Source organism: Mycoplasmopsis primatum ATCC 25948, assembly GCF_000702785.1.
In the GTDB taxonomy this organism is placed as follows: Bacteria; Bacillota_I; Bacilli_A; order Mycoplasmatales; family Metamycoplasmataceae; genus Mycoplasmopsis; species Mycoplasmopsis primatum.
Window position 1 is genome coordinate 1 of the sequence record NZ_JNJV01000004.1, and the last position, 13,101, is coordinate 13,101.

Consider the following 13,101-nt stretch of genomic DNA (forward strand, 5'->3'; position numbering starts at 1 on the left):
TCATATATTTCTCCAATTTTTCTTATATCTTCATCACTATATTTTTTGGCATTTTGATTATTTGTATTATTATGACTTACAACAACTTTGCCATTTGCTTTTTTGATTTTTAATTTTCATCTTTTTATTGTTGAAATGCTAACGTCGCACATGCGCGCCAACCTTTCGTTAGTAAAATTTAAATTGTGTATTATTGCGCTAACTATTCTTTCACTTCTTGAAATTCAGTTTTCTCTATCACCTGTTTTATTCATACCAATAATTATCCCCTATTTTTTTAGAAAAACAGGTGGCTCAATTTGTTTGATAATGGAAGTAAATGAAATTTTTTCAACAAAATATGTAATTTTTGCTTTCGATATATATATATATATATAATTTGGTTTGAAATATATCTATCTTAATTAATGAAAGGAAAATATGGAAGATAATATTTTAAAAGAACAAACTAAAAAAAGTGCTAAATTAGCATTCGTATTTACATTAATAATGTTATTATGAGCAATATTTGGCATATTGGGCTCAATTCCTGTTATTGGCCTAGCTATTAAATTAGTTAGAATAATTTTTGGTGTTTTATTTTTCATTTTTTGAATAGTAGCACTTGTGTTTAACTTTAAAACATCATTAAATGCTAGAAAGGTAAAACCTGCTATTGAAGGAAACTGCAAAGTTGTGTTTGCTATGACACTTATATGAACACTACTATGATTAGTTCAATTCATTTTAGGATTTGTTATCGTGGGAATGCTTTTAGTAAATCCAGCTTTAGCAATTGCATTAGGTGTAATTAGTTCTTTACTACCATTTATAATACAAATTGTTCTTCTTGTTTTCATATCGAAAATTAGAAAAAATTTGGAATTCTAAAACAAGTTTTAAGATAAATATCAAGGCATTAACCTTGATATTTTTTTTATTGTGCTTTAGTAAATGAAATCGCAACAATAGTATTTATATAAACGAATTTTTTCATAATATATAATTAAAGTACTATGAAACAAAGACCAGATATTATTTTTATTGACTTAGATGGAACAACACTTGATACAAGAAAGAATTCTAAAAGAACAGTTAGTGATAAAAATTTAGAATACATTAAAAAAGCAAGAGAATTAGGCATTCGTGTGGTTGTTTCAACAGGCAGAAAAGTACCTGAAGAAAATAACGAAATTTTTAATTCCTTAAATTCTATGAATGATTTTATTGCTTGAAATGGTTCAGTAGTAAAACAAAATAGTAAAATAATTTTTGAAAAATGATTTGATGATCATAATGTTTCTAAAATGATTCAATATGCTGATAAAAATAATATAGTAACCATCGTTAATTCCAACAGAAATAAAATATTTTCAAATAATTGATTTATAAAATTTTTATTTAAATTAGGAAAAGCTAACGTACAAAAATACACTAAATTTAATTATAATGAAAAAGTTTATAAACTTATTTTTTGGTGTTTAAGTAAAAAGAAATTATTAAATATTTATAATCATTTAATTAAGGAATTTAATTTAGAATTTGAGATTGCTCTCACTGGAAAGAATAATAACATTATTGAAATAACTCCTAAAGGTTGTACAAAAGGGCTGGCTCAACAATTATATGCTCATAATTTAGGCATTGATAAGACGAATTGTATTCACATAGGAGATACTCTAAATGACGCATCAACTGTTGGAATAATGGGAAAAGTTGTTGCTATGAAGAATGCCAGTGAAGAATTTAAAAAAGTTGCTGATATAATTTCCCCATTTTCCTATAAAACAGCAGGTTTAGGAAAAACACTGGCGTGACTTTTAGATATAAAGTAACACAATTTTGCACAAAATTCTAATATTTATTTTTTATATATAATATAGTCTATGCAAAAATTCAAAAAACCAAAAATAATTTTTGTTGACCTTGACGGCACAACTATTGATTTAAAAGTAGATGGTCACAAAAGAATTAGCGAAGAAAATTTAACCTTAATTAAAAAAGCAAGAGAACAAGATATTGAAGTTGTTGTTTCTACTGGAAGACCGCCAACATCTGAATCTAATGTGTTTCTTGAACCAATGGGATGTTTAGACAATTTTATTGCCTGAAACGGAACCTATGCTAAACAAGATGGAGAAGTTATCTTTTTTGAAAAATTTGAAAAAGAAGTTGTTGATAAAATTTTTCAAGATATTGTCAAAAGTAAAGTTAGCGTAATTTTTAATTCTAATACAAAAGACTTAGCATTCACTAGCAACTGGTGAATCTCTTTAAAACACCGCTGAACTAGAGGAAAGGCTAAAAGATATTTTGAATTTAAAAATGACATCGAAATTAATAAAATTGTTCTTTGGCATCCAAAAAAGGACAAAATTTATAGTTTTGGTAATTTAATCAAAGAAAAATATAAAAATATTTGTGAAATAGCTTTTACCGGTGATAATGATGAAGTCCTTGAAATAACTCCAATAGGCTGCTCAAAAGGTCTTACAGAAGTCAGATATGCACTAGCTCGTGGTGTTGATCCACAAGATTGTGTTCACATTGGTGATACACTTAATGACGCTACATGCATTAACAATGTTGGCAGGTTAATAGCAATGAAAAATTCATGCAAGACCTTAAAAATGATCGCCGATACTATTTCACCATACACTAATTTGAATGCTGGTTTAGGCAAAACTATTCATCATTTCTTTTTGCCAGAAGAAAAGAATGATTAATCTTACATATATAGATGTTATATATGTAAATTAAGGAGAATCTATGTATGCGTTTTTTAAAATGCAGCTAAAAATATATTTTAGATTAATTAGTTCATATATAACACCTATTATTATCGGAGCTATTTATGTATTTTCAGTAATTTGTATGAAAATAGCTCTTAATTTTGCTGGTATAAGCAAATTGCTTAATAGCAATCAATATATTGAATTATCTGCTAATTTTTGTTTGATTGCTTCATTTATGATATGTTCGTTTGTTACACAAACGTTTTTTTACCGTTACAAACAAGAAGGCATAGAATATATCTTGTATTCTAAACCTATTAAAAGAGCACAAGTGTTTTTTACAAATGTTCTCGCTAGTTTAATCGGCTCAGTTGTCTCGATATTGTTGCTTAGTATAATGTTCTTTTTTAGTCAGCTAATAATTCCAATTAAATTCACAAGAGCAATATTATCTACCTTAACATTTTTTGCAGCCGGAATGCTTTGTTCTATCTTTTGCCTTGGTCTAGGCGCTCTTTTTCATAATTTTGTTGATGCCAAAGTTTTTCAAATTATTGTTTCAGTGATACCTATTTTATCTATTATGTCATTAGGTTTTGTAAACATTTCACAAAAAACTGACGTTATTCAATCTACATTTGAGGTAGCAAATAATTCTATCGCACTAGTGCCTAAAAACCAAGAGTCAGTAAAAGGAGCTAATAAAGCAATTGATAATTTAAATAAACGAATCACTACACAGGATGATTGATTAACTGTTGATCAATCATTAACAAAATGAGTTGAAAATAAATATCATTTGTCATTTAATCCACTAGCCAGCAAATATAAATTTCAACCTAAAAAAACATTAATTCAAAAAGTTGAATCTATTAATAACTCGTTTTATTCAAAAATTTATTGGTCTAATTTTAAAGAATATTTCTTTCCGCTTTTCGCTGCTTATGATAAAAGCTTACAAAATTTAAGTATCACAGCTGGATATAAAGATATTGTTCATACAAATTTATTTGATGAATCAAATACTAAATTCAATAAACAAGTAGTTGATTATATAAAAAATAAATATGATATTAATCTTGATGATTATGTTTTAGCAAAAACAACTAATAATGATTTATTGGCGCTTGGTTATAACATAAGAAGCTTCCGTAAAATTTTCGACTGAAGCATTTATGAAGAAGCCAACCAAGATTCTTATTTTAACTTAGGCTTTGCTGATGTTCAAGATGAAAACTTTTCACCAGTTAAAGAATTCAACGAAAAAGTTATAAAAATGCTCGTAGATAAAAACCTAATTGAAAAACTTAAACAAATACTTTTAAAACCAATGAATCTTTTAAATCCTGAAAATAGTGGCTTTTTCAACCTTGAAGAATTTTTAAATCCTAAAAATAAGGTTGTTAGGGCTACTGATATATATGAAATAATTTATACCATTACAAAAATTATTGATTATGCGCACAATAATGACTTGCCTGGGATAGAAAGTTTTCATAATGATATAGAAGCAAAAATCAAAAAAAATAAAGAATCAGGCCACATTAACGACAACAAAATTTTAGAACACTTAAAAACCAAGGTTAAAACAGCTATTAAGTGATGAAAACCATTTATTAAACGTATAGAAAAAAACTTCAATAATAATGAAGCTATAGATAATTTTATTAAAGCAAAGTTTGATACTACTCACCTAAGTGATATTCAAAAAGCAAGACTTGAATCTACGCTAAGCATAATTAAAAAACAAGCATTAAATGCATTAAATAACAGCCTATGAACTATTGCTGTTTTCAAAACTATAGGAAGACAAGATGATGGTACCTTTGCTAGCACTATTGATACATCAAATATAATTCCTTATTTATCAAAAAATGGAGATAGTTATAAAGCTTTTAGTCAATACTACAAATCAAATATTTTTCAAATTATGAAATTAAATAACAATCTAATTGAATTTGAAAGAAAAAGTTTTATTGAACCGCTTACAAGCGTTGGAATAATTTTACTATTTTCAGCAACCTTAATTGCTATTGGTTATTTAGTATTTGAAAGAAAGAACTTTAAATAATGAAAACAAATAATAAAAAAAATATTTTAGAAAAATGGAAATCGAATCAACAAATGTTTATTAATGCTAAAAATAAAAATTATTGCAAACCAAGTGACGATATTGCTATTTCAATACAACATTTAACTATGATTTTTAAAACAGGTTTTCAAAAATATAAAAAAGCAGTTGATGATTTAAGTTTTAATGTCAAAAAAGGCCAATTCCACGGTTTTATAGGCAATAACGGCTCAGGTAAAACTACAACAATTCGTTCAATTTTAGGTTTTTATCCAAGTTATATTGGCAAGATTTATATCGATGGAATTGAATCAAGAGATCATAAATGTAAAAACAAAATTGGCTATATACCAGAAGTCGCAATTTTTCCGAAAAACCTAAGCGTTAAGGAATATTTATATTGCTTTGGTGAAATGTCTAATATTGCTAAACAAGAAATTAAACCGCGAATTGATGCTTTAATTGATAAATACGGCTTTAACATTCCTGATATAAATAAAAGTCCAGCATTTATGTCTTCGGGTCAAAAGAAATCCGTTTTGTTAATACAAGCTCTACTTAATGATCCTGATATTTTAATTATGGATGAACCCGCAGCAAATTTAGATCCCACTGCGCGTATAATATTTTTTGATAACATTAAAAAATTACAAAAAGAAGGAAAAACTATATTGATATCAAGCCATATTTTAGATGAACTTGAAAAATATATAGATAGCTTTACTGTATTGCAAGACGGTAAATTACTAGATTCAGGTATGATCAAAGATAAAGTTGTAAATTATGAAATGAATACTAAATTAATTATTAATAATTCTGTTTTAATTGAACCATATATGAAATCTAATAATATTAAATATAAATTAACCCCAGAAGCAATATATTGCAATCTTGAAAACAATGAAATAAAAATTAAGTTAATTGAAGAAATTTCTAATTTAAATCTTGAAATTATTTCACTTCAACCTAATGTCTATTCACTAAGTAAAATATATTTTGATAAATCTTAATGAGCTAAGAAAAAGAACAAAAATAGGAATAATTAACAAAAATTCCTATTTTTTTACTTATTTTGAGTATTTCAACCACAATGCTATTTTTTTATTTCGAAAGGAGAAATATGAATATAAATTATGCAGAGCAATTAAAATCAATTGTTTCAGCAAAAGATAAAATGAATATTATTAGAACAATTTGCTTAATTGAAAAAGCAAAAAATAAGCTATATGAACAACAAGAAAAATCAAATAGCCTGCTTAATAAAATAGCAAATAAAAACCAGAGTAAAGAATTATCAAAACTTCAAAAAACATTTGAATTTATGGAAAAACAAAACGCAAACATGATTAAAGATTATTTCTTTAATAATAGAATAGAAGCGACAAAGGAAAATATGTCCTCATCCACTTTCTATAGATTAAGAAAAAATGCAATAGAGGAGTTTATTTATCATTATCTTACCAAATAATGTTATTAATAACATAAATCAAATACCAGAAGTTAAAAATGAAATAATTATTGATAAAAAACACTTTATAACAAAAGGTTCTGGAATTAATCCAGACGATGCTAGATATTATTCAAGTTTATCAGATTATTACACCAGTAATATTAATAACCATATGAATAATCTAAAACGTGGTGTAATTGAAATAAGAAGATTTTTTAATAGTAATAAGTTTATTTTAAGATTCTGACGGGCTAGTCTAACGTTAAGAAAACCATATAAAGATGAGTATTGTAGATTTGTATTAACAGTGAATAATAAAGTTGTAGAACAAAATGAGCATAACAGACAACAAGTTACAACTACAACCTCACGAATAGAGAAATATATCAATAACTATTACACATTTGATGGCATTCCAAGAACATCATATAATTACCAAGGTCTTGTACTTTTACAATCTATGGTTGTATCATCAGAGACATTAGGAATAACTTTCGATGAATTAAAAAGTATAACAGTGACATTTGAAAGCGAACATTATCCTAACCCACCAAAATTTGATTTCTGAGAGGTGAAAAAAGAGAATCAAGACAATAAAAATCAAACTCTTAATATTAATGATGATTATGCTAACATAAAAATACCTGAATATTATAAATTCTCATTTGACGAACAAGGAAATTCAAAAACTAAAATCGGCTACTTTAATACAAAAATTAAAATTAATCCATTAAAACAAGATAAAAGAATTCACAGCATTGGAACAATTCATTCAGAAAGCCATAGTATAAATAATGAAGAGTTATATACCAATAATGAATTACCAGAAACTTATCATGATGCTCGTTTAGGACCAGAATTGTTTAACAAAGAGGCTTTTTATGAACATATGCGGAATGCTAAAGCCATCTTTACAAGAAACCAATCTCTTGGCGAAATTAAAATTCAATCAATACATAGTGATGCATTCAAAAATATATCAAGTGATTTAACCACAGAAACTCAAAAATCTATTTATGTGGATGGTAAAGATATAAAAGAGGTCAAATATAACAACTATGTAGAATTTGACTATAAAAAAGGGGAATTAGTCCAATCACTCTCAGGTTCAGAAAGGGGTCTAATAGTTCCTTACAACTTTCATGGTGATTTAAGAACCACTTATGAATTTAATTTTAGTTTTGGACAAGGAACAAGCGGTAGAGATAATAAAACGATTAAAGTGTTTATCAACAAAAATCAACATATTAAAAAACCATTAATTGATGTTTATTCAGGCTTATTAAAATTGAAGGTTAAGACACTACTACCTGATAGCGACACTAAATTTAGATATTTATTTACGCCAAAACAAATAAAAGAAATTATTCAGACTAACAAAACACCTGGCATCGAAATATTTGAAAGGTATATAAATGAATAGTAAATCTAAAAAGATAATGTATCCCTTGTTAGGCACCCTTTTAATTGCCGCTGTAGCTACACCAGTTATAGTGATTTCAATGAAAAAATCTAATTCTAAAACAATCAACAATGTTGACTGAGAAAAAGACAAAAAACAATTAGGATCAGAAATTTTTCCAGATATTTCAGCAAATGATTATTACCAATATATAAAAATTGATAATGATAATTTGCCTTATTTTGAAAAAGATATTGTACCGGCGGTGGTTAAAGATGTGCTTAAAAATTTAGCTGAATATGATAAGAATGTGAATTTTAATTATAAGTTTATTTCAGTTCGAGATTTAATACTCGATTTTGAAATTAAATTCGGAAGCAAAATTTCGCAAAAACGATATCAACTCAACATCGTCAAGGATAACGACTACCACAAATTAATAGTATCTTAAAAAAATCAACACAGTTATTTGTGTTGATTTTAAAATCTAATTGTTAGTATTTTTCTTATTTATTGAATATAAATTTATTTCATCATCAGTAGCTAAAACAAAATGCTTATTACCGACATTATGCCAATAAGGCGCATTTTCTAAATCATATTTATGAATAGATGGATCATAAACTTGGCCTAATAAAGAACCTTTTTTATTTTCAATAGAAGGCACAGCATCTAGCAAACTCTTTGTATATGGATGATAAGCATTATTAATAATTTCATCAGCTGGCCCGATTTCTAAAAGCACACCTTTATTAATAACAGCAATTCTATCAGAAATATATTCAACCATTCTTAAGTCATGTGCTATGAACAAAATTGTTAAGTGATATTTTTTCTTTAGTTCATTAAAAATATTGATTACCTGTGCCTGTATAGAAACGTCCAATGCTGAAATTGGTTCGTCAGCTATTAACAATTTAGGGCGTAAAACAACAGCACGACAGATACCTAAACGTTGTTGTTGACCACCAGAAAATTCTAATGGGAAACGTCCAAGCACAGATTCATCAAGTCCAACTTGTTTTAAAATATCCACAACAAGAGCTTCTCTACATTCTTTTTCACTTAAATTATTTAATTTATCTCTTTCATTTTTTTCATTTTCAAATTTTTTGAAAATTAAATCATAAATATCTGGACTATTTAGGCTTCTATCTTTAATTACTTCATAAAACTTATTAAAAACGAAATCATACGATGATTCAGTTGTGAAACCATTAGCCTGATAAGTTTTCAAAGGCTCAGTATATATAATATTTTCTGGATCCTTCAATTTAATATCTTCATTAATAGCAAGAAATGTGGTTTCATCAAAAGCAGTTAAGTATATAAATTTAGAATTTTTGGTATTGCTTAAACCTTCCCCAACAGCATATTGAACATTCTTAAATGGATTCAAAGAGTTAGTAGGGTCTTGAAAAATCATTTGGACTTTGTTAACCATAAAGTCGATTAAGCTTTTATATTTTTTACTTCATTTAAAACCCTTATCTAAATTTTTAGGGATAATTCTATCTAAAATTTTAATATAACCAAAACTATGTGGGGTCAAACCAATAATAGCTCTACCAGTAGTTGACTTACCAGAACCTGATTCACCTACTAGCCCTAAAACTTCACCGTCATAAATATTTAGATTTAAATCCTTAATAGCAGAAAAAGATTTGATTCCAGTTCCATAATTAATATCTAAATGTCTTAATTCTACTAATGTATTTTTTTCAGGATATGCATTGAGCATCTCATCAGTGCCTTGAACAATTTCTCTATAAAGTTTTTTATTAAAAGGACGATTTTCAACGTAGTATTTTTTACTCATTATTCGCTCCTTCATTATCTTTATAGAACTTTTCAAATATTCAATTGATTTTTTCTTTTGTTTCTTCTAATTTTTTATTTTTAATTTTGGCGTTCTCGTCCCTTTGAGCAAGAATTTGATTTCTCTCCACAACTAATTTATCTGCTATTTCATTGTGTTTGATAGCTAATTCATTATATTTTTCAAATGTTTCATCATCAATAATTAAATTATTGTGTCCATAAATTTGATTAAGATTATCATTGTATTTTTGTCATAGATTTTTAATAATTTTCGGAGGTTCATATTTAGGTGCTTTTTCGTTTAATAAATTACTTTTAACATAATGATATGGAGAAATTTGATAAACAGGTGGTTCTTGAATAAAATCAACATTTAATGAATAATCATTACGCACAGCAAAGGCATCACCTTCAATACCATTTAAATTTGAAGGAATAGAACCACGGATAACATGCAGTTTTTCACCTTTATTATAATCAGGCATTGATGTAATTAAACCCCATGTATATGGATGCTGTGGATTATAAAGAATTTCTTCTTTTGTACCAGATTCAACAATTTGGCCTGCATACATAATATTAATAAAATCTGCAATAGAAGCTACAACACCTAAATCATGTGTAATAAAAGCAATCGCAATCTTAAATGATTCTTGCAATTCTCGAATAATATCAAGAACTAAGGCTTGCACTGTTGGGTCAAGCGCGGTTGTTGGCTCATCCATAACCAATATCTTAGGTTTAAGAGAAATAATAGAAGCTATTGCGACACGCTGAATCATACCACCAGATAGTTCATGTGGATATGCCTTCATAATTGCTTCCGGGTTATTAATTTTAGTTAGTTTTAAGTATTTCAATGCTTCTTGATAAGCCTCTTTTTTATTTTTAACAAGCTTATTAACTAGCATCCCTTCCATAATTTGATTTCCAACTTTCATGGTTGGATCTAATATAGACATAGGATTTTGAAACACAGCAGAAATTATTCTTCCGCGCAATTTGGACTTTTCTCAATTGTATGCTGTAAAGTTATGAACTTCTAAACCATAAAGTCGAATTTTCCCGCCTTCAATAATTGAATTAGCGCCCGTTAGCCCGTACAATAATGAGGTAATAACTGATTTACCTGAACCAGATTCACCAATTAATGCATGAACTTTTCCTTCATATATTTTTAAACTAGGACCTCTTAAAACTAAGTTCTTCTCCTTAGGATTAGCTGGGTTTTTAAACGTTAAATAAATATTTTCGATTTCGGCTGCTATATTGGTGTTTTCGCCAAAAACGATTTCAGATTTAGTACCTTGAAAAACATCAATTTCTTGTTTGTTTTTACCAAATAAACTATGAATTTTTTTGCCAAATTGAACTCAATAATCTTTAAAATTTCTTCAAAAGCCTTTGCCCTTTTCGTTTTTTATTTCCATCATATCTAATGGCTCAGGAATATTATTATAAACAATAGGTCTAGGAAATTGTTTTACATAACCTTGTAAGTTTTTTATATCATCATTGTTTGTTTTTTGCATAATATTCCTATCTTTGTCTTAATAAACTGTCTTGGACAGCACCAGACATTAATTGAATTGAAGAGGTTACAAGGATTAACATAAACGAAGGTATCAAAACATAACGTGGGAAAACTGTAAAGTTTTTTGAGCCTTCACTAATAAGGTTTCCTAATGTTGCAACGTTTGGTATTGATAGGCCAATAAAAGCTAGCGATGTTTCTGAAAGAATAATACCAGGTATATGAAAAACTATTTCAGTTATAAGCAATGGAATTAAAATTGGCAGATAGTTAGCTAAGATTTTATATGTAGGTGTTCCTAAAATTTTTGAAGCGCTAACTCATTCAAATGACTTAGCACGTAAAACTTGAGAACGCATTTGATTTGCTATGCCAGCTCATGAAGTAAATGAGAGAGCAAAAACCATAACTCAGAATGTTGGCTTTAAAATAATCGTAATAGTTATTAAAATAATAATTGAAGGAACATTAGAAATAATTTTAATAATAAAAGTCATTACTTTGTCAAAGAATCTAAAGTGCCCCATCATAATACCAATCACTAAACCAACAAATACCTGTATAAATGTAGCAATAAATGATAAAGCTAATGAATATCTTAAGCCATATCATAATCTAGCTCATAAATCTCTACCAAAAGCGTCAGTTCCTAAAATATGTCCATTAGTAAAAAATGTGTCGTATCTATTTTCAACATTAATAGTCAATGGGTCATGGCTAGTTATAAGAGGGATGAACAAAGATAAAAGAATTAAAGCAACAAGAGTTACAAAACCAAAAACTCCAGCAAATGATCTACTAAAACGATAGAAAAATTCTACAAAAGCATTTTGTTGTTTATGCATTCTACTGGTTTCATTATATTCAAATAAATTACCAATAATTTGTCACTCTTTATAAGCAAGCGGTCTTAAAAATTTATTAGGAGCTAAATCTTTGCCTAATTCGTTTGTAGGACTCTCATTTCTTCTTTTAAGTTTTTTAGTTAGATTTTTAAATCATTCAATCACTTTTTTCATATTAACCTCTTTTCCTTACACGAGGGTCAACAATTTGATATAACGCATCACGACATGTATATGAAAGAATTGTTAATAATGAGAATAGTGTAACCATAAATAAAATAATATTGTAATCTTTTGAAGTAATTGCATTAAGCAATAATCCACCTGAACCAGTGATAAAGAATATTTGTTCAATAAACATTGAACCAATAAAACTACCAAAAATAACAACTGGGAAGAATGTAGCAATAGGGAAAAGTGCAGGTTTAAGAGCATGAGTTCAAACAAAACGACGTTTTGTGATACCTTTTAAATAACAAAACTTGCAATGTTGTGAATTAAGTTCACGATTAAGTTCAGTTCTAATATATTTAATATATACAATAATAGAACCAAGCGATAGAGCTAAACCAGGTAGGACATATGTAGATATATCTTTTTCATTAAAAATATATGGCATATTTAACTTTCTTCCTATTAATAAGAGCCATAAAGCAAAAACCAATGAAGGAATAGATGAAAAAATCGAAACAATAAGTGTAGCAATATGATCTGGTAGCTTGTCAGGATTCATTCCAACATAAACACCTAATGGAATTCCTATTAATAAAGTAAGCATTACTGAAAATATTCCAATTAAAAAACTTTTATAAAAACGAATTCAAACAAAGTCATTAATTTTTTCACCTGGAAAAACAGAAAGCGAAATTCCAAAATCTAATCTAACTATATTTTTCAAATATATGCCATACCGCACAATTAATGGTTCATTTAGTCCATATTTTTCCTCAACAGCCTTTTTAGCTGCTTCATCCAAACCAGCAGTTAAACCTGTACCACCTGGAACAGAATTAATAAGGAAAAATGTTATAGTGATGACTATAAAAGCAACAACAATAAATTCAAATAAAATAGTAAAAGCCTTTAGCATACTTTTCACTCATGGTGAGCGTATGTTAAAAACTTGCTGATATCATTTATATTTTATTTTGTTTTTACCAGTAAAGTCGACTGGTCGGCTGACATCAACTATTTTTTGACTATTAAGTGATGATAAATCATCAACATATTCAAAATTAGCTTTTCTGTGGTATGTGTCTTCCAT

Annotated in this window: 13 protein-coding genes; 8 read left to right on the top strand and 5 right to left on the bottom strand. The window is 27.6% G+C overall.

Translation table 4 applies throughout. The annotated features are described in order from the left end of the window. Positions 1-254, bottom strand: a 254-nt coding sequence (locus T386_RS04260) for a hypothetical protein (RefSeq protein ID WP_036459833.1), incomplete at its 3' end; no start/stop codon positions are given. Positions 255-420: 166 nt separating this feature from the next. Between T386_RS04260 and T386_RS0100745 the strand changes: the two genes are divergently transcribed. The 8 genes from T386_RS0100745 (at position 421) to T386_RS0100780 (ending at position 8,088) form a co-directional block, all read left to right on the top strand. Further along, positions 421-870, top strand: coding sequence for a hypothetical protein (locus T386_RS0100745; protein WP_029513267.1), 450 nt, complete (start codon positions 421-423; stop codon positions 868-870). 125 nt (positions 871-995) lie between these two features. Next, positions 996-1,814 carry a Cof-type HAD-IIB family hydrolase gene (locus T386_RS0100750; protein ID WP_029513268.1) on the top strand — a complete coding sequence of 273 codons (819 nt, stop codon included), beginning with the start codon at positions 996-998 and terminating at the stop codon, positions 1,812-1,814. A gap of 51 nt (positions 1,815-1,865) precedes the next feature. Further along, positions 1,866-2,705, top strand: a complete 840-nt coding sequence (locus T386_RS0100755) for an HAD hydrolase family protein (RefSeq protein ID WP_029513269.1) — start codon at positions 1,866-1,868, stop codon at positions 2,703-2,705. 43 nt (positions 2,706-2,748) lie between these two features. Beyond that, on the top strand, positions 2,749-4,785 hold the full coding sequence (locus T386_RS0100760; RefSeq protein ID WP_029513270.1) for an ABC transporter permease: 2,037 nt from the start codon (positions 2,749-2,751) through the stop codon (positions 4,783-4,785). Then, complete coding sequence (locus tag T386_RS0100765) at positions 4,785-5,795, top strand: ABC transporter ATP-binding protein (protein ID WP_029513271.1); 1,011 nt, start codon at positions 4,785-4,787, stop codon at positions 5,793-5,795. Before T386_RS0100760 ends, T386_RS0100765 begins: the two co-directional genes overlap by 1 nt. A 110-nt stretch (positions 5,796-5,905) precedes the next feature. Then, positions 5,906-6,253 (top strand): hypothetical protein, encoded by a 348-nt coding sequence (locus T386_RS0100770; protein ID WP_029513272.1) that lies wholly within the window; start codon positions 5,906-5,908, stop codon positions 6,251-6,253. 154 nt (positions 6,254-6,407) lie between these two features. Continuing rightward, positions 6,408-7,658: an MHO_1580 family protein gene (locus T386_RS0100775; RefSeq protein ID WP_029513273.1), complete on the top strand. Its 1,251-nt coding sequence runs from the start codon at positions 6,408-6,410 to the stop codon at positions 7,656-7,658. Next, positions 7,651-8,088, top strand: a complete 438-nt coding sequence (locus tag T386_RS0100780) for an MHO_1590 family protein (protein ID WP_029513274.1) — start codon at positions 7,651-7,653, stop codon at positions 8,086-8,088. Before T386_RS0100775 ends, T386_RS0100780 begins: the two co-directional genes overlap by 8 nt. Positions 8,089-8,124: 36 nt before the next feature. Here T386_RS0100780 and T386_RS0100785 read toward each other — a convergent pair whose 3' ends face one another. From T386_RS0100785 to T386_RS0100800, 4 genes are read right to left on the bottom strand one after another with little or no spacing between them, the layout of a single operon-like run. Further along, positions 8,125-9,456 carry an ABC transporter ATP-binding protein gene (locus T386_RS0100785; protein ID WP_029513275.1) on the bottom strand — a complete coding sequence of 444 codons (1,332 nt, stop codon included), beginning with the start codon at positions 9,454-9,456 and terminating at the stop codon, positions 8,125-8,127. Continuing rightward, the gene (locus T386_RS0100790) at positions 9,449-10,990 is read right to left on the bottom strand and encodes an ABC transporter ATP-binding protein (RefSeq protein WP_029513276.1); all 1,542 of its coding nucleotides are present in this window, start codon (positions 10,988-10,990) and stop codon (positions 9,449-9,451) included. Before T386_RS0100790 ends, T386_RS0100785 begins: the two co-directional genes overlap by 8 nt. Before the next feature lie 7 nt (positions 10,991-10,997). After that, positions 10,998-12,011 carry an ABC transporter permease gene (locus tag T386_RS0100795; protein WP_029513277.1) on the bottom strand — a complete coding sequence of 338 codons (1,014 nt, stop codon included), beginning with the start codon at positions 12,009-12,011 and terminating at the stop codon, positions 10,998-11,000. A gap of 1 nt (position 12,012) precedes the next feature. Further along, the gene (locus tag T386_RS0100800) at positions 12,013-13,101 is read right to left on the bottom strand and encodes an ABC transporter permease (RefSeq protein ID WP_029513278.1); all 1,089 of its coding nucleotides are present in this window, start codon (positions 13,099-13,101) and stop codon (positions 12,013-12,015) included.